At 40.1% G+C, this 23701-nt stretch carries 26 protein-coding genes and 9 tRNA genes; 4 read left to right on the top strand and 31 right to left on the bottom strand.

What is annotated here, in order from left to right; genetic code table 11:
- Positions 1–53 precede the first annotated feature (53 nt).
- Positions 54–497 (top strand): Hsp20/alpha crystallin family protein, encoded by a 444-nt coding sequence (locus AB986_RS04220; protein WP_053216031.1) that lies wholly within the window; start codon positions 54–56, stop codon positions 495–497.
- Positions 498–529: 32 nt separating this feature from the next.
- Here AB986_RS04220 and trxB read toward each other — a convergent pair whose 3' ends face one another.
- A complete protein-coding gene (gene trxB, locus AB986_RS04225; RefSeq protein WP_048309629.1) occupies positions 530–1471 on the bottom strand; it encodes a thioredoxin-disulfide reductase in 942 nt (313 codons plus the stop codon).
- A gap of 193 nt (positions 1472–1664) precedes the next feature.
- On the opposite strand from trxB, the gene AB986_RS04230 reads away from it, so the two are divergent.
- Positions 1665–1901 carry a YuzB family protein gene (locus AB986_RS04230; protein WP_048309630.1) on the top strand — a complete coding sequence of 79 codons (237 nt, stop codon included), beginning with the start codon at positions 1665–1667 and terminating at the stop codon, positions 1899–1901.
- A gap of 199 nt (positions 1902–2100) precedes the next feature.
- Here the strand turns inward: AB986_RS04230 and AB986_RS04235 are convergent, their stop codons facing one another.
- From AB986_RS04235 to AB986_RS04320, 19 genes are all read right to left on the bottom strand, one after another.
- Positions 2101–2328: a hypothetical protein gene (locus AB986_RS04235; RefSeq protein WP_048309631.1), complete on the bottom strand. Its 228-nt coding sequence runs from the start codon at positions 2326–2328 to the stop codon at positions 2101–2103.
- A gap of 52 nt (positions 2329–2380) precedes the next feature.
- Complete coding sequence (locus AB986_RS04240) at positions 2381–3025, bottom strand: YpjP family protein (RefSeq protein ID WP_048309632.1); 645 nt, start codon at positions 3023–3025, stop codon at positions 2381–2383.
- A gap of 129 nt (positions 3026–3154) precedes the next feature.
- A complete protein-coding gene (locus tag AB986_RS04245; protein WP_084006389.1) occupies positions 3155–3487 on the bottom strand; it encodes a hypothetical protein in 333 nt (110 codons plus the stop codon).
- Positions 3488–3612: 125 nt separating this feature from the next.
- Positions 3613–3687, bottom strand: a tRNA-Glu gene (locus AB986_RS04250).
- A gap of 9 nt (positions 3688–3696) precedes the next feature.
- Positions 3697–3770, bottom strand: a tRNA-Gly gene (locus tag AB986_RS04255).
- Positions 3771–3774: 4 nt separating this feature from the next.
- Positions 3775–3867, bottom strand: a tRNA-Ser gene (locus tag AB986_RS04260).
- A gap of 8 nt (positions 3868–3875) precedes the next feature.
- Positions 3876–3951 (bottom strand) — tRNA-Ala (locus AB986_RS04265).
- A gap of 4 nt (positions 3952–3955) precedes the next feature.
- Positions 3956–4032: transfer RNA gene (locus AB986_RS04270), tRNA-Arg, on the bottom strand.
- An 8-nt stretch (positions 4033–4040) separates the two neighbouring features.
- Positions 4041–4115, bottom strand: a tRNA-Gly gene (locus AB986_RS04275).
- A gap of 8 nt (positions 4116–4123) precedes the next feature.
- A tRNA-Leu gene (locus tag AB986_RS04280) sits at positions 4124–4208 on the bottom strand.
- A 5-nt stretch (positions 4209–4213) separates the two neighbouring features.
- Positions 4214–4289, bottom strand: a tRNA-Thr gene (locus AB986_RS04285).
- 163 nt (positions 4290–4452) lie between these two features.
- Positions 4453–4528 (bottom strand) — tRNA-Val (locus AB986_RS04290).
- Positions 4529–4689: 161 nt separating this feature from the next.
- A complete protein-coding gene (locus AB986_RS22220; RefSeq protein WP_161797327.1) occupies positions 4690–4842 on the bottom strand; it encodes a hypothetical protein in 153 nt (50 codons plus the stop codon).
- Positions 4843–4979: 137 nt separating this feature from the next.
- A complete protein-coding gene (locus tag AB986_RS04295) occupies positions 4980–5738 on the bottom strand; it encodes an NRDE family protein (RefSeq protein WP_048309633.1) in 759 nt (252 codons plus the stop codon).
- Between the two features lie 65 nt (positions 5739–5803).
- Positions 5804–6703, bottom strand: a complete 900-nt coding sequence (gene trhO, locus AB986_RS04300; RefSeq protein WP_048309634.1) for an oxygen-dependent tRNA uridine(34) hydroxylase TrhO — start codon at positions 6701–6703, stop codon at positions 5804–5806.
- Positions 6704–6776: 73 nt separating this feature from the next.
- Positions 6777–7172, bottom strand: coding sequence for a kinase-associated lipoprotein KapB (kapB, locus tag AB986_RS04305; protein WP_048309635.1), 396 nt, complete (start codon positions 7170–7172; stop codon positions 6777–6779).
- Between the two features lie 75 nt (positions 7173–7247).
- On the bottom strand, positions 7248–7856 hold the full coding sequence (locus tag AB986_RS21060) for a cell wall hydrolase (RefSeq protein WP_053216032.1): 609 nt from the start codon (positions 7854–7856) through the stop codon (positions 7248–7250).
- 141 nt (positions 7857–7997) lie between these two features.
- A complete protein-coding gene (locus AB986_RS04315; protein WP_053216033.1) occupies positions 7998–9149 on the bottom strand; it encodes an acyl-CoA dehydrogenase family protein in 1152 nt (383 codons plus the stop codon).
- Between the two features lie 38 nt (positions 9150–9187).
- Positions 9188–9427, bottom strand: coding sequence for a glutaredoxin domain-containing protein (locus tag AB986_RS04320; RefSeq protein ID WP_048309637.1), 240 nt, complete (start codon positions 9425–9427; stop codon positions 9188–9190).
- A 214-nt stretch (positions 9428–9641) separates the two neighbouring features.
- Here AB986_RS04320 and AB986_RS04325 point away from each other — a divergent pair, with 214 nt between their 5' ends.
- Together AB986_RS04325 and AB986_RS04330 are read left to right on the top strand one after the other, a co-directional pair.
- Positions 9642–10712, top strand: a complete 1071-nt coding sequence (locus AB986_RS04325; RefSeq protein WP_048309638.1) for a toxic anion resistance protein — start codon at positions 9642–9644, stop codon at positions 10710–10712.
- A gap of 18 nt (positions 10713–10730) precedes the next feature.
- Complete coding sequence (locus tag AB986_RS04330) at positions 10731–11597, top strand: hypothetical protein (protein WP_048309639.1); 867 nt, start codon at positions 10731–10733, stop codon at positions 11595–11597.
- A gap of 34 nt (positions 11598–11631) precedes the next feature.
- Here AB986_RS04330 and trhO (AB986_RS04335) read toward each other — a convergent pair whose 3' ends face one another.
- The 11 genes from trhO (AB986_RS04335) to glgB form a co-directional block, all read right to left on the bottom strand.
- Positions 11632–12600 carry an oxygen-dependent tRNA uridine(34) hydroxylase TrhO gene (gene trhO, locus AB986_RS04335; RefSeq protein ID WP_048309640.1) on the bottom strand — a complete coding sequence of 323 codons (969 nt, stop codon included), beginning with the start codon at positions 12598–12600 and terminating at the stop codon, positions 11632–11634.
- 332 nt (positions 12601–12932) lie between these two features.
- Positions 12933–13373, bottom strand: a complete 441-nt coding sequence (locus AB986_RS04340; protein ID WP_048309641.1) for an OsmC family protein — start codon at positions 13371–13373, stop codon at positions 12933–12935.
- Positions 13374–13429: 56 nt separating this feature from the next.
- Entirely contained in the window at positions 13430–13858 is a 429-nt protein-coding gene (locus AB986_RS04345) for a BrxA/BrxB family bacilliredoxin (RefSeq protein ID WP_048309642.1), read from the bottom strand.
- An 18-nt stretch (positions 13859–13876) separates the two neighbouring features.
- Entirely contained in the window at positions 13877–15007 is a 1131-nt protein-coding gene (locus tag AB986_RS04350) for a conserved virulence factor C family protein (protein ID WP_048309643.1), read from the bottom strand.
- A gap of 62 nt (positions 15008–15069) precedes the next feature.
- On the bottom strand, positions 15070–15663 hold the full coding sequence (locus AB986_RS04355; RefSeq protein WP_048309644.1) for a lytic transglycosylase domain-containing protein: 594 nt from the start codon (positions 15661–15663) through the stop codon (positions 15070–15072).
- A 15-nt stretch (positions 15664–15678) separates the two neighbouring features.
- Positions 15679–16782: a sporulation integral membrane protein YtvI gene (gene ytvI / locus AB986_RS04360; protein WP_048309645.1), complete on the bottom strand. Its 1104-nt coding sequence runs from the start codon at positions 16780–16782 to the stop codon at positions 15679–15681.
- A 94-nt stretch (positions 16783–16876) separates the two neighbouring features.
- Entirely contained in the window at positions 16877–17908 is a 1032-nt protein-coding gene (locus AB986_RS04365; RefSeq protein ID WP_048309646.1) for an EAL domain-containing protein, read from the bottom strand.
- 100 nt (positions 17909–18008) lie between these two features.
- On the bottom strand, positions 18009–19442 hold the full coding sequence (gene glgA, locus AB986_RS04370) for a glycogen synthase GlgA (RefSeq protein ID WP_048309647.1): 1434 nt from the start codon (positions 19440–19442) through the stop codon (positions 18009–18011).
- Between the two features lie 15 nt (positions 19443–19457).
- Positions 19458–20564 carry a glucose-1-phosphate adenylyltransferase subunit GlgD gene (gene glgD, locus AB986_RS04375; RefSeq protein WP_048309648.1) on the bottom strand — a complete coding sequence of 369 codons (1107 nt, stop codon included), beginning with the start codon at positions 20562–20564 and terminating at the stop codon, positions 19458–19460.
- A gap of 17 nt (positions 20565–20581) precedes the next feature.
- A complete protein-coding gene (locus AB986_RS04380; RefSeq protein WP_048309649.1) occupies positions 20582–21721 on the bottom strand; it encodes a glucose-1-phosphate adenylyltransferase in 1140 nt (379 codons plus the stop codon).
- Complete coding sequence (glgB, locus tag AB986_RS04385; RefSeq protein WP_048309650.1) at positions 21714–23621, bottom strand: 1,4-alpha-glucan branching protein GlgB; 1908 nt, start codon at positions 23619–23621, stop codon at positions 21714–21716. Before glgB ends, AB986_RS04380 begins: the two co-directional genes overlap by 8 nt.
- Positions 23622–23701 lie beyond the last annotated feature (80 nt).

The following is a 23701-nucleotide window of genomic DNA, read 5'->3' on the forward strand; positions in this document are numbered from 1 at the left end:
TCTAATTTACCTGTCATATTGTATATCAGAAATTAGTGAGAGGATGAAGCGAAGTGAAAAAAGGCGATAAGTTGCCTAAACTGTTTCAGGACCCTACGATTCAAAGCTGGATGAATACATTTGATGATTTCTTTAAAGAGCCCTTCGCAAATTTACTGCCCGCCCAATCGTTTCGTGTAGACCTTTACGAAACAGATGTAGCTTTTATTGTGGAAGCAGAACTACCTGGAGTTACGAAGGATCAAATAAAGGTTGAACCACTAGGAGATGGACTTCGAATTTCAATTGAATCTAAAAGCTACGAAGAAGAGCGAAATGACAAACAAAAGTTTTATAAACAGGAACGATCTTATTCAAGTACAAGTCGAATCATTAAGTTACCCTATCACTTTTCAATGGAGAACGTTAAAGGCAAGTACGCAAATGGCATCCTAGAAATTAAAATACCGAAGGATGATCGTATACAAGAAGACTCTTCGTATTTACCCATCGATTAAAAAGAGCGGAGGCTAAGGCCTCCGCTCTTATGTTACATACTCCAATCAATAAACGCATTTCCTTCAAGAAATCGCTCACAGTCCATTGCTGCCATACAACCTGTTCCTGCAGCAGTTATAGCCTGGCGATAGGTGAAATCTTGGACGTCTCCACAAGCAAAAACACCTGGCAGATTCGTATTGGTCGTTCCTGGCTCCACCTTAATGTAGCCTTGGTCGTCCATATCTATTTTTCCATTTAAGAAATCTGTATTAGGACGATGACCAATCGCAACGAAGATTCCATCTGTTTCTACAATTTCTTCTTCACCTGTATCACTATCTTGTACTTTGATTCCACTTACCTTATTGTTTTCTGCTACTACCTCTACTGGTGAGTAATTCAACTTCCAGGTTATTTTATCATTTTTGCGAGCTCGTTCTTGCATGATCTTAGATGCACGAAGCTCGTTTCTTCTATGAAGCACAGTGACTTCAGATGCAAACTTTGTTAAGAAAGTCGCTTCTTCCATTGCAGAGTCACCTCCACCAATCACAACAATCTTTTTGCCTCTGAAGAAAAAACCGTCACACGTTGCGCATGTGCTAACGCCTCTCCCCATATTTTCAGATTCTCCTGGAATACCTAGAAGTTTTGCAGAAGCTCCTGTTGAGATCAGAACAGATTCTGCATGAATATCACCAAGTGTATCCGTAGAGAGCTTATAAGGACGCTCAGAGAAATCAATGTCCTTCACCCATCCGCGTTCAATCGTAGCGCCAAAGCGAAGTGCCTGCTTTTTCATATTCTCCATTAATTCAGGTCCAAGTACACCATCAGGAAACCCCGGGAAGTTCTCGACATCGGTTGTTAAAGTAAGCTGACCGCCCGGTTCAGGTCCTTCAATTACTAGTGGCTCCATATTCGCCCTCGCGAGGTAAATGGCTGCTGTTAAACCTGCTGGTCCTGTGCCTACAATTACTGCTTTATGCATAATGACCCTCCTCTATTGACTTCATTATGTTATTTTTCCTAAATTCCAAGAAATAAACCCCTCTCTTACAAATAGTATCGTTTATTTCATACTTCATTCTTACTACAATGTGAAATGGTTGTTTATTTTCCTTCCTTCTTGATAAAATAGAGTCAGTGTACAATATGTATGAAGAACCAGAGGTGAATGTAAGATGAATCCAATCGTAGAATTCTGCATGAGCAATCTTTCAAGCGGTTCACATAAAGCAATGGAAATACTTGAAAAAGATTCTGATTTAGACGTGCTTGAGTACTCTTGTCTAGGCCATTGCACACTTTGTAGCCAAGAAATGTATTGTCTCGTAAATGGCGAACGCGTAACTGGTGATACGCCAGATGAGCTTATAGACAATGTATACCAATTCATTGAAGAAAATCCGATGTTTTAATTCAAATCGGGCATTCTAATTAGTGAATCCCAAAAAAGGAGGCACTTCTAATGAAAACCCGAAATGGATATGACCCTAAAACCGGTGTTCAAGGTGAAAAAGAAGGCGAAAATGCCCTTCTTATGAATAAAAAAAGAGGTCCGCAAAACGCGCGACCTAAAAAGAAATAGCAAAACGCCGCTTATTAAGCGGCGTTTTGCTATGCGATGCGAAATCGAAATGTAAACCAAAAGTCCTCCATTAACGTTACTCCTGAGGCAATAATGTGCTGCTCTCCATCATCGTCTACTGTTATCCAACTATTGTGCTCATCACGATAGACAGGATAGAAATTACCTTCCTTAAACAATTTTCTATCTAACGGATTCTCTGCTCCAGATAAAGGCTCTTCTTCAAAAACATCTCTAATACACTGTACAAGTTCCATCTATGTTGTAGTCCTCCCTTATTACCAACCAAAAACACTCCGCGTGCCTCTCTTAAGAGAGCCACTTAGGCGGAGTGTTTTTATCCCAATATATCTTACCCACTTCATAATGTTCTTCAAAATCATCAGAAGCATCGTGATAATGAAAATTAAACCAGTACCCATCTTGTGGTGGATGGTCTCTTCTTACGTGGAATCGAAGAAGATCTTCTCCTGTTTCTTCATTGTATACGTGCATAATACGTTCACCATAACCACTTGAAGGCTTGTCCGTCAAACGAAGCGATCGAATGGTTTCTTCATCAAGCAGTTTAACTGATGATTCTATCGCTTCAGTGATTTTAGGTACAATCGTATCTGTATACTCATTACCAACGCGATTAGAAATCGTTTCACCAAATTTCACTAAACCAATCTCTTCTGATTGAACGCTAGCATAGTTCACAAAACCTGTAAGCAGTTCTGAGGATGGTGCATACTTAGCAAGTGATGGCCAATCAAGTTCATCCTGACTTTCGTTATCATTTAGATCTGTAAGCTCGTCTCTCGTATCAACTAGTAGAAAGCTGTCATCTTGATAGTTCTCTGATGGTTTTGTTTTGTCATCTGCGAGATAGCCTGTTGGAACAACCGTTCCAAGCGTAATGACAGCGACAAATGCAACGAATAACTTTCTCATCCAAAGAGGGAATTTCATTGTTCGCACCTGACTTTCAAAGTTCAATTGTTCTCTTTATTTTCGCATGAACGAATTAAAAAAGCCAGATGTTTACTCTATTTTTCTAAATATTATGTATTATAGGAGCGCTAAGCGCTCCTTACTGGATTAACAAGTAAACATATCAATTCGATTAAGGCCTATTCCTGTATAAACCCATCTTCTTCCTGTCCAACGAAACCCAGATACGGATGTGCGTCCAACAAATACTGGCCAAAACCAAAAAGAGTTTCCACCCTTCATCCAAATATAAGTGAAGCGATACATACACCTTCTAATTGCCCCAGGATCGACAGCTTGCAACCCAGCTTGTGCTGATTGTTGAGGTCTTGGTGGTTCGGAAGCTGGCGGACTAGATGTTGGAGCGGTCACAGGCTGCTGGCGACTCTGGTCACCAATGTCATAATGATACTCAATATGTTCATGTTCTTCATAATACATACGGTCCATCCCCTCTCTCTTGTTACAGCCAATGTATGCGGTATTACAAGGAGACGTACCGATAAAAAACAAACAAAAAAAGCATTCTCGTTGAGATGCTTAACATACAATCATATAAATTTCGTTGGTGACCCGTACGGGATTCGAACCCGTGTTACCGCCGTGAAAGGGCGGTGTCTTAACCGCTTGACCAACGGGCCAAAACTAAATGGAGCGGGTGATGGGGATCGAACCCACGACATCAGCTTGGAAGGCTGAGGTTTTACCACTAAACTACACCCGCAAAATGGAGGAGGAAGAGGGATTCGAACCCCCGCGGGCGATTAAGCCCCTGTCGGTTTTCAAGACCGATCCCTTCAGCCAGACTTGGGTATTCCTCCGTGTTATATGGTGGAGCCTAGCGGGATCGAACCGCTGACCTCCTGCGTGCAAGGCAGGCGCTCTCCCAGCTGAGCTAAGGCCCCATTTTGGTGCGCCCGAGAGAAGTCGAATCCCTAACCTTCTGATCCGTAGTCAGACGCTCTATCCAATTGAGCTACGGGCGCGTGTTTCCTGGAGCGAAAGACGGGATTCGAACCCGCGACCCCCACCTTGGCAAGGTGGTGTTCTACCACTGAACTACTTTCGCAAACTATATGGTGCGGGTGAAGGGACTCGAACCCCCACGTCGTAAGACACTAGATCCTAAGTCTAGCGCGTCTGCCAATTCCGCCACACCCGCATGTGTGGTGCCGGCCAGAGGACTTGAACCCCCAACCTACTGATTACAAGTCAGTTGCTCTACCAATTGAGCTAGACCGGCGAAGTATTATGATGCATACTCATGTTGTTGTCTCTTCCTCTACTAGCTTTGCTTTGAAGTAAACTGCGTCGAGACAAGTCGTTGATTATTCGTAGATGTCTTGCTCCTTGCTCTACCAATTGAGCTAGACCTGCGAAGTATTATGAAATCTACTTAAAATAAATGGTGGAGGATGACGGGCTCGAACCGCCGACCCTCTGCTTGTAAGGCAGATGCTCTCCCAGCTGAGCTAATCCTCCATTAAACAGCGACCTCTATATTATATAATGTATCACATTAACTCGTCAACACTTTTTTTTAATGTGTTTTTTGTTTTTTTCGAGGACAAGAGTAATCTTACCATCCTTCTAAAACAATTGCAACCCTTTTTCCAAATAAAAAAAGCAGGGAAAGTCCCTGCTTATACTGGCGATTTCATAAGTGGTTTTTTGTTATTCCTGCTGAGTTCTGGTCTTTTTCTGGTCACCATATCAGAATCATATTTGCGGTACTCTTTCATGTCAGACGATTCCCTCAAAAGCTGATCTTCTACATAGTGACGCTTTCGTTTCAAAAAAACCCCTCCTCATGAGTAATAGTTCATTATTACCCCTGCTAGACGATGTCTAAACCAAATCTTTTTATTTTTATTTATAGTAAAAGGTACAGGTAACATCTAATGTATTCTTCTAATGCTTCGATTATGAATGATTAGCGATTAATTATGAACGCAAAATGTTTTTCATTCGTTTTTTGTCCTTTTGAGCGCTCTGTAAATGTGACATGACCTTCATTATTAACTGTAATAATCGTTTGGGCTCTTGTTCCATACGAATCAGAAGCAATAAAGATAGGAGATAACATCCTCTCCCATTCGATTGGTACCCCCGTATGTGGGAGAGCCTCATCTGGGGCTGGTTCTGCCTGGTTAAGCATTTCAAACAAGTGATCAATACGAATGTCTGGTTCACTTGAAAGATAATTTGATAATTCGTTTTTCAATCCATCAACTTTTGGCCAGCTAGAATTTAATAAATGATTGCTAACTCCGTGAATTCCTTCTTGCATTTGAATGATTTGATTCTGACGGTTCGAGTAGTAATACAATTCATTAAAATGCCCTGCAATCAGATTAAAGCCATTGTATTCGGTGCTTTTCGAATCCACTTCTTCCATATATGTAGTGATGCTTTGATTTGTTCTTAAATAGTCTAATGGGAGATCTCCCCTGGATCTCTCTTTAGGCTTCTCTCCAGGCTCTCGATAATTGGTTAGTGCAGCAACTTTCCCTGAGCTTGTTACGCCAAGCCACGTCCCCATTGCTTTAAGATCTCGACCTGCTAGAATTTGAGGTTCATCTTGCCAGAACTGCGCTCGTTCTGTAGGTCGTTCATAGAACTCATCTCGATTCGCGATGAGGATAAACGGGTATTTCTCATGTGCATGTAGGGCGATACCAATTAAGCACATAGCTACTCTTCTCCCTTCACGATTCACGATACAAAAAAGCGCAGCGATCAACGCTGCGCTTTACATTACTGGAAACTAACTGCGTGCTCTTCACATGAAGATGAACAATAATGTTGATGTGTCTCTTTACAAGAATCACAAACGATATGAAGCTTATCGCACTCAACATTCGCGCAATTAATATACGTATCTGCTGGCGTCTCACAGTGATAGCATTTCCCTACTACTTTATCTTCATCAGTCCTGTTGACACTTACAGCTAGTCGATCATCAAATACAAAACATTTGCCATCGAAATACTTACCTTGAACTTCTGGATCTTTTCCGTATGTGACAATGCCTCCGTGAAGCTGAGAAACATCAGAAAATCCTTGTTTCATGAGGTATCCAGAGAATTTCTCACAGCGAATTCCACCTGTGCAATACGTGAGAACCTTTTTATCTTTTTGGTCAGCTAAATTTTGTTCAATCCAGCTAGGTAAATCTCGAAACGCTTTAATATCAGGACGAATTGCGTTTCTGAAGTGACCGATGTCATATTCATAATCATTTCTCGCATCAATAACGATCACATCATCATCTTCTAGTGCTTCCATAAATTCTTTCGGTTCTAGATAATCACCAGTTATTTCTTTAGGATTAATATCTTCCTCGAGACGAAGAGAAACGATCTCATCGCGTGCACGAACGTGCATCTTTTTAAATGTGTGACCTTCTACTTTATCAATTTTAAAGACCATATCTTCAAAACGCGGATCTTCCTTTAGTTCTTTCATATAGCGTTCTGTGTCTTCAATTGTACCCGAAACAGTTCCGTTTATACCTTCAACGCCTACTAGCACCCTACCTCTTAAATTAAGAGATTGGCAAAACTTTAGATGCTTTTTCGCAAAATAGGCAGGATCTTCTATTTCGACATACTGATAATATAACAGCACTTGATATGCTGAAGCTTCTGATTGCAAGTCAAAAACCACCTTTACGTCTTCTTAAACCAATAATAAATCTTACCTTATCTCTTAATTGATGTAAAGAAGACTAGCTTTTTGGAAAATAATCATCTTTGAGTTTTTCAATCTCTGTTAAAGAAGCTTCTGCCCAGCGGCCACCTTCGTGTTTTAATTCTGCAGATTGTGTATCCAGTGCTTCTTGTAATGATGCTTTATAATCAGGAACTTCACCCTCATAATGATTAATTGCTGACATCGGAACGAGCGCTTTTTCAAATTCTGCTAGTGCTTTACGCTGATGAAAAAGCGGAACATCCAGCTCTTTTGGATTATGAAGATCACCTTGTGTAGGGTGTTTCATAACTGCAAGAATCTTTACGACAGCCTTTGGAGATTTCAAATCTACAATTTCGCCGATATATCTTCCTGTTTTGTAACCTGCTGTAACAATTTCTCCTGGTTGAAATGATTTATGCTCTGACATGACAACTTCACTCCTTCATCTTCTATGATTCTTCACGTCGATGATATCATAAAATCCTCCTGTGTCAGGAGGATTTTATCTTGTGAATACATGCTTTCCAATCTCTTTAATAATATGCCTGCTTCGAATCCAGTTATCTGTAGCCGTTTCAGGATTGTAATAGAATAACGCACCTGAACTTGGATCTTCTCCGATAAGCGCAGTGTAAACAGCTTTGTAAGCGTCTTTACCTGGCTTTCGATCATACTGGCCATCTGACACAGCCGTGTAGGCACCGCTCTGGAATATTACTTCTTCAATAGAGTTAGGAAATTCAGAAGAGGAGACACGATTAACGGTCACAGCTGCAACCGCTACTTTCCCTTCAAAAGACTCCCCTCTTGCCTCACCATTAATTAATTTGGCTAACATTTCAATTTCTTCTACAGAATACTTCGTAACGGACAATTGATCTTTCGTGACTTGCTTTACGTCGTTCATATGTTTAACAGGGAGGTTTAAGAGTAGAGCAACATCCTGTTTCGTATCAGGTTCTGGTAATACATACTCAGGAACTGTCATTTCTTCTTCGAATACAGACGTTCCAGCTTTAATCATCGTCTTCGCTTCAACATGATGAGATTGAGCAGAAAATAGTGTTAGCAACAAGCTCATCGTAAGAAGAATAGATAGCGATTTGATCATAGACCCCATCCTTTCTATACCGTTCTCAATCACGTATTCAAGGATAGAGGAATTGGTCATCTGAATCAATAGGGAAACACAGGACGTACTTCCACATACCAGAACAGAAAGAAACTCCTTCCAGCGAAAGGAGTTTCGATCTTACTCTTTAAACTGACTCATTCCAAGCACCTGAAGTGTTAATTCATCACTCGGAGGGTTATGAAGCCCTGCACGAACATCACGATAGAGTCTTTCTAATTTATTCTTCTTCATTAAGCTTCTGCCACCAACAATCCTCATTGATAAATCAACAGCTTCCATCGCACTACTCACGGCCTGGTGTTTAGCTGCAAACAGTTGAGGTTGCATCATCATTCGTTCCTCTGGATACCGATCCCATTGATCCGCTACAGAGTACAGAAAATGACGTGCTGTTACTAGTGAAAGAGCTATTTTACCGAATTTATCTTGTATGTGCGGAACATCTTTTAGCGGTGTATCAAGACTATTTGGCTGGTAACTCGAAACAAAGTTCAGAGCCTCTACCCTTGCAGCTTCAGCAATTCCAAGGTAGACAGCTGGAATATGAAGCAGCCAAGCCGGTGGTAGCGCTTTTGTTTTCCGTTCTTTATCATAAGTTTCAAGGAGCGCACCTGTTTGAACGAACACATTGTTAAGAATTAAATCGTCACTCCTTGTTCCTCTCATCCCAAGTGTATCCCACGTTTTTTCAAGTTGCACACCTTCAGAATTCATTGAAACGAGAAAATCGGCAGGAACACCTTCACATGTTGCTTTTACAATAACCTGATCAAGGTGTGGACTTAACGTTGTAAATGTTTTTCTCCCGGTTATTGTATAGCCTCCTTCAACAGGGGTCGCTATTGTAGCAGGCAAACCTCCACGTGTAGGGTCACCCGTCTCTTCCTCGGTTTGAGCACGATTAATAATCGATCCATTCACAACATCGTTACATAGTTTCGCGTAGGTCTCTTCTGCCCATGGTTTGCGGTCGTGTAAATCTTTTAATATTCCAAGATGCCAACCAATTGATAATGCGGCAGATGCTTCACCTTTTCCTAATTCTTCTTGAATTAAAACGAGTTCATAAAGGGTCATGCTCCTCCCCCCAGCTTGCTCAGGAACAGGGAGTGCGGTTAAGCCAGACATCTTCATGTTGTCGATAATGTGTGACGGTACAGTAGCATCTTTATCTATCATTTCTGCATATTCGCTTAGTTCAATCCTGTGCTTCTCTGCTAACGTTATTAGTTCTTGATCTCGCTCATTTCTAATGAATTGGCCAATCATTCTATGCACTCTCCTTTTGTTATCGGTGTAACGTATCATTAAGAAGTGATTTCAAGGAGTTCATCGATCCGTTCTTTCTCAAAACCAATAATCACTTCTCCATCAATAACAATTGTTGGTGTAGACATCGATTGATGTTCGTTAATGAGCTCGTTCCGTGCAGCTGTATTTTCCTTAATATTTAGTAGTTCATAAGTAATTTCATGCATTTGGAAGTAATTCTTCACAAATTCACAAGGCGGGCAAGCTGGTTGAGTATAAAGTTTAACGTTTTTCATCTATCATCACATCCTATCGTTCTCAAATAATTCCGTCTAAAACATACCACCACGTTACAAATCTTTCAACTCATCTGTTCTAGAAAGTTTGTCATAAGAGATCCAGGGGAATTGGGTTGCTGAAGGTGTTTTGAAACTTTTCTCGAAATCTAATCGTATAGAATAAGAAAGCTACACATCCTAATGATTTCATTCTATTGAAGGAGTGACATATATGAGTCAACAACCTGAACATTCAAACGACCAGCGTGAAAAAGCGGCAGAAATAATACAAAGCTTTTATCATGAAGATGATACGGAAAAACTACTACAATCTCTTTCAGGACTAGGAGAAGATGCACAAAGAAGTGCCGGTGAATCACTTGAAGCACTGAAAAGGCCTGTTAAAGGGATGATTGACCAGCCCAATAATGATTTACCCGATCATCTTCATAAACTTCGAGAACATGTTTCAGAACTTGAGCCCTCTTATCTTAAAAAGAGTAAACTCAATAAATTAGTAAACCGAGTAATGGGACGAAACGAAGTTGAACAATACGCTAAAAAGTACAAAACTGTTGAATCTCAAGTTGAAGTCATTGTTGAATCTCTTCTAACAGGTAAAGATAAGCTTGAGGAAGACAATGTGATGCTGAAGGAACTAAAAGACGTTGCGAGGGATCGAATCGTTGGACTTGAAGAGCAAATGGAGCTTGGGCAAACGCTCATGACGATGCTTGATGACGAAGCTAGCAAAGAGGAGTGGAAAGAAAATCCTCTCCCGATTCAGAAAGCACAGCAGAAAGTAGTAAGCAGAGTGAAAAATATGTCTCAGGCGGTGATGGTCCTTCGTCAATCCATGGCTTCAGTTGATCTTATTATTGAGAACAATGAAAAGCTTGAGGAAGCGATCTTTAATGCCGTAACCATGACCAAAAACATCATTACTGTTACAGCATCGATTCAGCTTGCTCTAGGTAACCAACAAAAAGTCATTTCTGCAGTTCAGAATGTGAACGAAGCGACTGAATCCATGTTACTTCGGAATGCGGAGATGTTAAAGCAAAATACTGAAGACACTGTTAAGACCCTTGAAAAGCCAGCGATTGCAATAGAATCTTTCCGCAAAGCATATAACGATGTGTTTGACGCAATTGATATTACCGAGAAATCAAACGTACGAATTATCGAAAGTGGTAAGAAATTTATTACGGAAATGAATGACTTAAATAACGAAATGAAAGCTAAATTAGACAGTTCGACTCAGAGACAGAAGCAACTTTCTGACGCGGCTGATCGATTTTAAGGACAGGAGGGTACTAGTATGGGGCTTTTCGATTCTCTAGAATCACAGTGGCTTGAAAAGCTTTTACCACCACAATACAAAACGGTGGAACCAGCGCTTCTTCAAGATGCAAGTTCAACGAGCTTCCTCACTTACGCTGAACGATTGTTAGATGAATTTATTGATAAACTTGACCCAGGATCAGATAAACCTCAGAAATGGAAGCGATCTGAACAAGGCTATACGATTTACTTAAAAATTAGACGAAACCTCATTCTTCTGTCTGGCTATGACAGTCAGAAAAACAGATCGTCAATGCCTAAAAAGTTTTTCATTCAGTGGGAAAGACAAATGGTAGCGAAAAAAGATCGCGGACGCTGTAAACAAGGTACAATATTAATAAATGATAGAGGTCGTATCATTAAAAGAAACATTAAACGATCGCCATTTTTCACTGGAATTTATCAAAGAATTCGGTTGTTGGACCATTCTCTACTAGGCACATCACCTACTGGTACTAGCTCTTCGCCAGCTATTGATCCTTTGCTTCTAAATCAACTTGATAACTTAAAGCGAATTACCTCACATTCGCCCATAAAAGGGGTCATACACTCTAGATCTACGAGGCTAATCAATTTATTCCAAAAAATCTTGCCTGAACTTGAACCACTGGATCTTGAAGAACGGCATGTTGTGAAACGAATGCTCACTACTGAATTACCCGATTTATTAACAGGGTATATCTCACTGTCACCTGAAAACCAAGAGCTCCGTCATCAGGATCTGTTTCAAGCGCTATGTAAGATGGAATTAACACTGCACGAATACCTTGATAAAATCGAAGGAAATCGATTATCAAGAGTGGATCACCTTCTTAAAGTGAGTAAATTAAGATACGATAAATAAAAGCTAGCTGTCGAGAAGGCGACAGCTAGCTTTTCTATACTTCTTGCTCAATATGCTCTTTCATAAGATCTTGAATACGTTCGTCTACTTCTTCTTGCGATAAACCATGTTCTGCGACATAGCGATTTCGCGGAGAAGTTCTACATTCATGGGTACATCCGCGCAAATATTTATGCTCGTTCTCCTCTGACGTAATAATTTGCTTATTACATTCAGGGTTAGCACAATTAACATACCGTTCACACGGCTCGCCTGTGAAGTAGTCTTTTCCCACTACTACATGGTCTTTTTGATTAATTGGAACGGAAATTCTACCGTCAAATACGTAACACTGGCCATCCCAGAGTTCACCCTTCGTCTCTTCATCCTTACCATACGTCACGATACCACCATCAAGTTGGTTAACATCCTGAAATCCTTGATTCACCATCCAACCTGTGAATTTCTCACAGCGAATGCCTCCAGTACAGTAAGTGAGAATTTTCTTCTCTTTCTGATCAGCAAGGTTCTCTTGAACCCATTCAGGAAGATCTCGGAAATTCTGAATATCAGGGCGGATCGCTCCACGGAAGTGACCAAGGTCATATTCGTAGTCATTACGAGTATCTAGGATGATAACGTCATCCTGTTGCATCGCTTCACGCCATTCTGCTGGCTTAAGATGCTTGCCACCCACATCATTTGGATTATGATTATCTTCCAGTCTAAGTGTGACAAGTTCTTCACGATAGCGAACATGCATCTTCTTGAACGGATGCTCTGTTGATTCATCAATTTTAAAGAACATATCAGCAAAGCGCTCATCAGCATGCATCATATCCATATATTTTTGAGTATCTTCAATTGTTCCAGAAAGTGTTCCGTTAATGCCTTCTTCAGAAATAAGAATTCTGCCTTTCAGGTTGTTATCCTTACAAAAGGCTAGATGCTCTTCAACATATTCTTCCGCTTGATCAATTTGTACATATTTATAAAACAATAATACGCGATAGTCTTTATCCATACTAGTATCTCCTTTATTTCACTGTTTCCTTTTTGCCAGTCGTTGAACCGTTCCAAATCTTAATTATAATAAAAATTACTCGAAATGCAACTGTATCGCTTAATTTAATGGCTATGTTAGCTCATATTGTTGATTTCTCGATTTTTGGCTCATTCGAGTGAAACCTCAGTTTCACTCGCCTTTCAGCTCTGCTGAAAGGTCNGAAGCGAATGGGCAGGGCGTAAATGAGCCAAAAATCAACATTGTTCATTAACATAGCCAATTTAATAATGATTAGGAAATGAAAAAGGAGTGCCCTTCTAGCTAACAACGGTTAATGAAACAGAGAAAAATCACACTTGTTTAACTGATGGCTCCACAATAACTTTCACATTCCCTTTAATGGCTCGTGTAATCATACACCCATCTTCGGCTTGATGAGCAATCTTATAAATTTGTTCACTTAATGCTGCATCCGGCTCTTCAGTAAGATAAATAACAGGGTAATGGTGAATCGACTCTACATGTAGTCTTCCTTTTTCACTTACGATTAATTTAGATGAAATTGAAATATCTTCAAACTGAACTTTGTTTCGCTCTAAATACAAACCAATTGTCATAAAATAACATGCTGCAGATGAACTTAACAATAATTCATCTGGGTTCGTACCAACCTCACTTCCCCCCATCGAAGCGGGGATGGATACATCTGTTGTTAAATGATCGGTACTAATTTTGCCTACACCCGATAGTCCGCCTTTCCAACTACCTTTCAGTTCAAAAATATGATCCATATAATATCCTCCTTAAAGTAGCGACAAAACTCCACTCGGATGAGTGGAGTTTGTCATTAACAATATTGTTCGAAAGCTCCTGTTAGATTCTCAACGATTTCTTCTACTTCATGATCTTCAATTTCTTCCCTTGGAATGAAGTGAAGGACCTGACCATCTTTAAGTAGTGCAATAGAAGGTGAAGATGGTTCATATCCTTCTAGGTATTCACGCATCTTGCCTGTCGCTTCTCTGTCTTGACCAGCAAATACTGTGACTAAGTGTTCTGGTTTCTTGTCATTCTCAATCGCTTCTCGTGCAGCAGGGCGTGCAAGACCTGCTGCACATCCACAAACGGAATTAATGAAAACTAAAGACGTTCCTTTTTTTTCAGTAATAAAGGTCGCAACTTCTTCAGGTGTTGTTAATTCTTCAAATCCAGCTGATGTTAATTCATCACGCATTGGTTGTGCCATTTGGCGCATGTATTCTTCGTATGGGTTCATATCCGATACCTCCTGATTTTAATTGGACTTTCTTGCCTGAGTCATTTGGTGCCAGACAGATCCTCTGGCTTCTTCTCCGCCTTTAATGCGCTCTAGCGCCATACCAGCCTGCATTTTCACTTCAAACTCAGGGTCTTGAGTCGCTTCTTCTAGTGCTGGAATAGCTGTATCGTCACCTACTTCATACAGATACATCGCTGCTCTCCAGCGGACGAGTTTATTCGAGTCCTTTAACGATTCAATCATTTCTGGGATCGCTTCAATATAACCTAAATCAGACATACAATCACCTGCCGTACGCCTTACGGTCACCGACTTATCTCGTAAAGCTCTATACAGTAGCGGAAGCACTTCTTTTGATTCGATCATACCTAGATAGACAGCTGCAAGTCTTCGTACAGAAGCTTTATCGTCGTCCAATGCTTTCTCAAGAACAGGTAAATCCGAAAGATCAGGATCCATTCGATCAAGAGAAGCATACCTTGATTTCCAATCTGGATCATCAAGCATTTCTAGAGTTACTTTTTTCTTATCTGTTTTTTTCGATTGAGTTGTTCGATTTGGATCAAACGCAGATTTTACAAGCTCGTCAAGGCGCTCTTTGCTATAAGTTGCTGCTATTTCTTCCGTTACTTCCGTTCCGATGTCTTCAGCTCCACCATATCTTGGACTTTGCTCTTTCCACTCTCGTTCCATAACCATATTATCAGATGCTGAAGAAGCGCTCATAGCCGCTTCCATAAATCGATCAGGAAGACCAAAACGATGTTCCTTGTCCCCTTCTTCAAGCTTAACCTGCATTGGAATATCACGGAACATCTGAATGAAGACCTTTACTTCTCCAAAGTCTTCAACTTTAGGCCCATCAGGTGCAGAAGATTCTTCAACTTCTTGTCCAAACGCTTCCCTAGCACCCGGCAAGATATCTTCCCAAGCGTACCTAGCATTTCGTTCAAGTGCGATAAAATCCATCACATGATAAAGACCTTTTACTCCTGGTACAGCCATCAATTTCTGAATGAAATCCGGCGCGTCCGTTAGATCGCTATCCAGTTTATACTGGCGCGTATCACCAGCTTCTAATTCTTCACTTAAGTTAATTTTCATCGAATTCGGACTTGGTGTCGGTTCGATTGAAACAATTTTCATGCAATCTCCCCCTTCTATTCGTGATTTTATCATATGTGACTAAGCTCTACCATTCCAGAGGATCATTGTTCGAGCTTAACTACCGTAGCGTTTTCCCTGTACTCATTATAAAAGGAAAGCACCTCGTCTACATATTCATCACTCTGGTTGTATGCGAATAGCGCGCTTTTAAGTCTGCCTTCACTTGCACCATTTGCCGAAAGATAGCTCGCTGCAGTATAAGCGGCATCCGTTAGATTGTATGGATCAGCTTTACCATCACCATTTCCATCCTTACCATAGCCACCGTATTTGTCGATTAATTTAAGATCGGTTATATCAACTAAATCATCTTTATCAAGTTCACCAAGCCTGCTCCCACCGTAGCTCCACCCTATCCATGTAAGTGGCATAAACTGATAATGTCCGATCGCCCCTTTTGGACTTTCGAGCGTTTCCATCGTTGAGAACTTTGTTTCTACTCGGTGGACAGCTGCAAGTAGTTCCCATTGTAGCTCATATTCTTCAGCCGCCTCTCTGTAGAGATCAATGTATTCTTCTGGAACATGTGCCTTTTTCAATGGAGTGGGAAAAGCTTCAGGGTTCTTCTGTAAAAGAACGGCAAAAACTACGCTAATAATGACTGTTATTAGAATTGCTACACCTGGTCGTTTCAAATTTATTCTTCCTTCCTAGCTGCGGTCGTTCCGATCTTGAAATTCTTCACTCGGAAGATGAATCCACTTACTTAGATAACCATGATCATATAGAGCTTTTATTAAAATGAGTAAAATTGGCGATAACACAACGCCTGCAATACCAAAAAGCGATAGCGAAATAATCATGAATGATAGAATTGTAAATGCCGATACACCAAGTGAGTCACCGGTTATTTTCGGCTCCATTATTTGTCTAACAAGCATCACAACTGCAAGTAGAATTAACAATGATATAGCAAGGGATGACTCGCCAACTGCGAATAGATAAATAGCCCAAGGTACGAAGATAGCAGATACTCCAAGCAATGGCAAAACATCAAAGAATGCAGATAAGAGTGCAAGAGTAAATGCATTATCGACTCGTAATATCCATAATCCACAAAGAACAAGTACGAAGGTGATCGTAATTAGTTTAAGCTGAGCCTTCAGATAGGAGGCAATTCCACTAAGTACGTTCTCTTTTAGAAAATAATAAGCGGATTTAAACGTATTCGGCGTGCGTTTCTCTGCAATGCGCTTCCACATGTCGATTTCAATACTTAAGAAATAGGCCAAAACGATTCCAATGATAAAATTAATCACAAGGGTAGGAATCGAGGTAACAAAAGCAAACACGCTATTTAAGAATGATGTAAGCATGAATGAAGCCTTTTCAACTAAAGTTAAAGAGAAATCCTGTGCTTTTTGTAGGACATCTGGAGGAAGTGCATTCAACTGGAGTTGCCCCCAATGAACGTAGCTCATCACCTGTTCCTGAAATTTAGCAACGTACTCAGGAATTAATGCAATTAGATTTTGTAACTGTAGAACAAATATTGCTCCAGCAAGAAAAACAACACTCACCACAACTAAAACAAAAAGCAGTGTTGAAATTGTCGTAGCTGCTGTTTTACCGAGCCCTTTCCGATTTAGAAAGCGAGCAAAAGGCTCAATAATTAAGAAGATGACATAGCCCACAAGAATTGGAGCGGCAATATCAAATAGGAAACTGGATACAAACATAATAAGAAACACGGTTAATACGATCAGTCCGATATCAAATGCCGTTCTCGCATACCGCTTATAAAAAGTTAACACGCTTTCACCTCACTAAATTCATCTGTCGTAAGCATATCGGTTTTGGAGCTAAATTTCCATAACAAAAAAGAAGGGACTGTCCCCTCTTTAAAGATTATAGCTTCATCCTTGGAACTGGACGCTCTGTGGGTTTTCCAAAATAATAACCTTGACCAAACGTCATACCAACTTCTCGACAAAACTGAGCTTCTTCTTTCCGCTCAATCCCCTCTGCTAGAAGTATAATCCCCTCTGCCTCTGCAATAGAAACCAACTCAGAAAGCTTAGACTGCTTTCCAACATCCTGATCACAATACGAAACAACACTACGATCAATTTTTGCGAAATCCGGCTTTAATTCAAGCAGCATCTCCTGAGTTGCAAACCCAGCTCCAACATCATCCAGTGCCATTTTCATACCTTCAGCTTTATAGGTGTTAAAGATATTTTTCAGATGATCTATTTCATTAACTTTCTCTGTTTCTACTACCTCAAACACAAGATCATTTGGGTCCACTTCATATTTTTCAACCGCCTTGAATGTCGTTCGAAGACAATGCGTTGGATCGTAGATTGAAGAAGGTAAAAAATTAATAAATCGCTTAATCCCTTTAGGGAGGTACTCTGCACCTACTTTAATAGAAGAAATTCTAGTAGCGCTATCAAGGTAGGATTGTAATCCAGATTCTTTCGCCATTTGAAACAAATCATAAGGCTGAAAAGGATAGTCTTGATTGGTAGGACGCATTAGAAATTCATAACCGGATATTTCATTGTCCTCTAACTTTATAATAGGCTGCATATGGTTAGTAAACAAAGAATTATTCATAATTTCTATGTAATCTGGTCGCTGAACCCGCGAATAAAACTGAAGAAAAGGTATGGATGTTGCTCCCTTGATTCCAGGTGCAGTTAATGTTGAGCAATACAACATTTCTTTAGCCTTAGTATTAAAGGAACAATTAATTATCTCACAAAGTTCTTTGAGCTTATTGGCATTATCGTAGGAAATCAAAATTGGATTTGCCGATTCCATGTTAAAAATTTCTTTCAGGCTTTCAACTAGTTGCGGGACTGGTGTGTAAATTTCTAAATATCCTTCAAACAATATATCCGGAATCCTATTGCATTTTGAACATGCAAGCATTCATTATCTTCTCCTTACCTATACTATAGTTTAATCCTTAAATTATCAAAAAAAAGCAGGAGAATTAATCTCCTGCTTTTTTTATCGGACAAATCTATATTTATTTTAATAGATTTTCATACAAATCAAGATATTTTTCAGAAGACGCTTCCCACGAATAGTCAAGTTGCATCGCTCTCGCAACTAACTTATGCCATGTTTTTTCATCATGGTGGTAAAGATTGAGAGCAAGCTTGATCGTATCTAGCATCTCATGCGCATTGTAATTTGCGAAGCTGAAACCATGACCTTCACCCGTGTACTTGTTGAAAGGAATAACGGTATCCTTTAATCCACCTGTTTCACGAACGACTGGTAAACTTCCATATCGAAGTGCAATAAGCTGACTAAGTCCGCACGGTTCAAACTGCGAAGGCATTAGAAAGAGATCAGATGCAGCATATAATTGACGGGCAAAGCCATCATCGAAATAAATATGAGCTGAAAATCTTCCTGGATAACGTGCCTCGGCTTCACGCAGCATATGCTCGTACTGTTCTTCGCCAGTACCAAGCACAACAACTTGCACATTCTCTTCCATAATCTCTGGAAGAACGCGGAAGAATAGATCAATCCCTTTTTGTTCAACTAAACGTGTAATCATTGACAAAACAGGGATACCTTCACCAACTTGCAATCCAACCTTTTTTTGCAAGTCTGTTTTGTTTTTCTCCTTCAATAGCTGGTTCGTGCTCTGGTATCTAAAAGGAAGCGACTGATCTGTTTTAGGATTGTAAAGTTCTGTGTCAATGCCATTTATGATCCCAACAAAATCTTGTTCCCTTTTACGCATGATGCCATCGAGATACTCTCCAAAATAAGGCAATTTAATTTCATCAGCATAAGAAGGACTTACAGTTGAAATGTAATCTGAATACACTAGGCCACCCTTCATAAAGCTGACATTACCGTGAAACTCAACACCCTCATTGTTAAAATGAAGCTCACTTAAATCGAGAAGGTCATGTAAAATTGATTTCGGAAAAATGCCTTGGTAACGCAAATTATGAATAGTATAGACAACCTTAATCGACTCGTATGTTGGATGATTACGGTAATGTGCTTTCTTCAATACCGGAATCATACCTGTTTGCCAATCATGACAATGAAGAATATCAGGTTGCTCCTCTAGATATGGAATAGCCTCTAGAACTGCTTTACAGAAGAAGGAGAACCGTTCACCATCATCGGCGTACCCGTAGCTTCCACTCCGCTTAAAATAATACTCATTATCAACAAAGTAATACGTGATTCCGTCGTACTTAAGCATTTCTATGCCACAGTACTTATGTCGCCATCCTACAGATACTGTAATCGTATCCTTAAGCTTAAGTTGACTTTTAAAAGTCTCGTTCATATCTTCATATTTAGGTAAGATAACTGAAACGTTTACACCTTGGTTTTTAAGAGCTTTTGGTAGGGCTCCTATCACATCCCCAAGGCCCCCAGTTTTAATAAACGGGTGGCCCTCAGACGCTGCAAATAAAACATTCATTACATGTTCCTCCTACTATATAACAGTGGATTTGGCAACTACACGTGGCTCATCTTCAGATCTAACTGTCTCACCAGGTGAAACAGAAACATCTTTATCTAAAATAACGTTCTCAATGATCGCACCTTCACCAATCTCACATTTTTGCATGATAATACTATTACGAATAACTGCCCCTTTACCAACTCTTATACCTCTGAACAAAATGCTATTTTCGACAGTCCCTGAAATTTTACATCCGTTTGCAACAAGGGAATTTGAAACATTTGAGCTTTCGAGATACTTGGCAGGCGACTCATGTTTAACCTTAGTGTAGATTGGTCCTTTATTGTAGAAAAGCTCCTGTGTAACATTTGGATCTAGCATCTCCATGCTGTAGCGATAGTAACTTTCAATGCTATCAATGAAAGTAACATATCCACCAAAATGATACGCATGAACATGGTAACGATCTAGACTACCTGCGATAGCTTCATTGATTGTATCGTATTTACCTGAACCTACACTATCTTCAACAAGAGAGATAAGGAGGGATGATTTCATTAAAAAAGTATTTAAATATACGTTATCTCCTGGCAATGCCTCAACATCAAGATTCAAACGATCAACACGCTCATCGTCATTTGTGTAAAGAACATTATAATTTTTACCGCTTGTATAAGGATCATCACACGGCTTATACACGACCGTAATATCTGCATTTTGAGCTTCATGCTCTTCAATGACTTGATCAAAGTCTACGTTCCACACAAGCTGGCCATTTGTCACTAGTACATAATCAGAAAGACTTCTTTTAAAGTAGGAAAGGTTTTCGTAAAATGAACTAATATCTCCTTCGCTTTTTCGCTCATGGTCAGCAGGCGGTTGAAAGAACAGACCTCCTCTGTGACGATCTAGATCCCATTCTCTTCCTGAACCTAAGTGATCAAAAAGGGAACGATATTTTTCACGGGTAAACACCGCTACGGTATTAATACCTGCGTTTGTCATATTCGATAACGAAAAATCAATTAGGCGATAACGACCCGCAAAAGGAACAGAGGCAAAGCTCCGATGATTTGTTAACTCACTCAAGTTGTTTTTTTCGTCGACTAAATTAATTACTCCTACTACTTTTTTCATCGATTCATCCTCCTATCCTATTTTGGTACCGAAACAATTTCGCCATCTGCAATTAATGAAATGGAACCATCATTGGATCCAAGCGTCATACCATCTTCTACAACTGTACCACTTTCAACTATTGCATTTTCGATCGTAACATTCGCACCGATTTTTACATTTGGCATAATGATTGAATTTTTAATTGTACTACCAAGCCCTACATGAACACCGTAAAATAGGACAGATCGGTAAACATCACCGTAGACAACGCAACCCTCGTTTACTAGGGAACGCGTTACCTTTGCCTGTGGCGCAATGTATTGTGGTGGCTGGTTAGGATTAACAGAATAAATCTTCCAAGCAGGATCGTTTAGAACTAGAGATGGATCATCATCTAACAAATCCATATTCGCTTCCCACAAACTTTGTAATGTTCCAACGTCTTTCCAATATCCATCAAAGGAATAGGCGAAGACATTTTTTTGATCCTCAATCATGGCAGGGATGATATCCTTACCGAAGTCATTCGAGGATTCTGGATTTTGTTCATCTTCTGTTAAGTATTTCTCAAGAGCTTTCCAGTTGAAAATATAAATTCCCATTGATGCAAGATTTGTTTTAGGTTCAGCTGGCTTCTCTTGAAACTCAACAATTCGATCTTCATCATCTGTGTTCATAATGCCAAATCGACTAGCCTCATGCCATGGAACTTCTAACACAGCGATCGTCGCGTCAGCACCGCGTTCCTCGTGGTAATCAAGCATTTCAGAATAATCCATTTTATAAATGTGATCACCTGAAATAACGAGTACATATTCGGGATCATATTGTTTAATGTAATACATATTTTGGTAAATAGCATTAGCTGTTCCTCTATACCACTCTCCACCTTTTTGACCCAGGTAAGGAGGTAGCACTGATACACCGCCATTTTTACGATCTAAATCCCACGAACTCCCAATCCCAATATAAGAATTGAGTATGTAAGGCTGATACTGTGTTAGAACCCCAACCGTATCAATACCAGAATTACTGCAATTACTAAGTGTAAAATCAATAATGCGGTATTTTCCTCCGAATGGTACAGCTGGTTTTGCTAAACGTGTGGTCAACTTTCCTAATCGTGTTCCCTGTCCTCCTGCAAGTAGCATGGCGACACAGCGTTTTTTAGACATAGCGACTTCTCCTTTCAAGGTTGCTTTTATTTTTTTTGCCGAGAATCACAATACCAAGTGGTGGAACTTTTAGCATCAGACTATTAGGTTGATTATGATAAGGTTGCTTCTCGCTCTGAAGCGTTTCTGCGTTTAGCTGACCTGATCCACCATACTTTTCTTGATCGCTAGTAAACATTTCGATATATGCGCCTGATGAAGGGACACCTATTCGATAATCGTAATAAACATTCGGAGAAAAATTGATTATTGCTATATCGCAATCCCCTTTTGCTTTTCCCTTTCTCATAAAGGTAAGCACGGATTGAGTATTGTCATTCGCATCAATCCATTCGAACCCTTCTTGTTCATGATCAATTCGCCACATTGCTCTTGACTCTAAATAGAAATGATTTAAATCTTTCACGTAGGTGTTCATTTTTTTATGCATTTCATAATCAAATAACATCCAATCCAGTTCAGATAAATCTTTCCATTCATCATACTGGCCGAATTCCCCACCCATAAACAGCAATTTCTTTCCCGGATGAGCCATCATATAACCATATAACGTTCGAAGATTGGCAAATTTCTGCCAGTAATCGCCCGGCATCTTATTAAGTAACGACTTCTTCCCGTGAACAACTTCATCATGTGATAAAGGAAGAAGATAGTTCTCAGAGAACGCGTAAAAAAACGAAAACGTTAACAAATTATGATGATGCTTCCGATCAGGCATGTGGGTTTCCATGTATTTGAGAACGTCGTTCATCCATCCCATATTCCACTTATAGTTGAACCCAAGACCACCTTCATGAATTGGTGCACTTACAAGAGGATAATCTGTGGACTCTTCTGCCATCATTAGGGCATTTGGGAATTTCTCGAAAATCGTTTTGTTCAACTTCTGCAAAAATTCCTTCGCAGCTATATTTTCTCCTACATCAACGCTGTTTCCATCATCGTGATGATAAAGTAACATTTGCGATACAGCGTCAATACGGAGCCCATCAATATGATAGTAATCAAACCAAAAGACCGCATTTGAGATAAGGAAGCTTACAACCTCCGGCTTACTATAATCAAAATTGTAAGTACCCCAATTTTGGCGTTCTGCCTTTGCTGGATCTGAAGGTTCAAAAACAGGACCACCATCAAATTGACCTAGACCATGTGCATCTTTACAAAAGTGAGCTGGAACCCAGTCTAGAATAACGCCAATACCTTCTTGGTGGCAGCGATCAATAAACGCTTTCAAATCTTGTGGTTCACCAAATCGACTGGTGACCGAAAAGTAGCCAGTAAGCTGATAGCCCCACGATCTGTCAAACGGATGCTCCATAATTGGCATAAGTTCGATATGCGTATAGCCGTGTTCTTTCACATATGGGATTAATTCATTTGTTAAATCACTGTAAGAGTAATACGATCCATCTTTTTTCCTTTTCCAAGAACCAGGATGAACTTCGTAGATAGACAGTGGACCATGATACGGTTCCGTTTTCTGTCGCTGGTTCATCCATTTTGAATCCTGCCAATCATATTCGTCCACCTTCTTAACAATCGACGCGGTTTTTGGCTTTAATTCAGAGAAAAAGGCGTATGGATCAGATTTCATTAAAACCTCTCCACTACTTGTTTCGACTGCGAACTTATACAGTTCGTCTTCCTTTAGCTCTTCGATAAATAAAGACCAGAGACCTGATTCTTCAATTTTCGCCATCGGATGAGAAGTGGGATCCCAATGATTAAAATTCCCTGTCACGGATACGGCTACTGCGTGAGGAGCCCAGACTGTAAAGCGTACTCCATATCGTCCATTCTCAGCCCTTAAATGCGCGCCCATGGAACGATACGCCTGAAATAAATTTCCCTGATGAAATAAATACCGATCGTAATCTGTCGGCATCATTACAGTCATTGCGACACCTCGCTCTCTAGATAAGATATAGGGATTCCGCCTTAGAAATCCTTTACATCTTACACATTCGACAAACGATG

Origin of the sequence: Guptibacillus hwajinpoensis, from assembly GCF_001039475.1 — a bacterium.
In the GTDB taxonomy this organism is placed as follows: domain Bacteria; phylum Bacillota; class Bacilli; order Bacillales; family Guptibacillaceae; genus Guptibacillus; species Guptibacillus hwajinpoensis.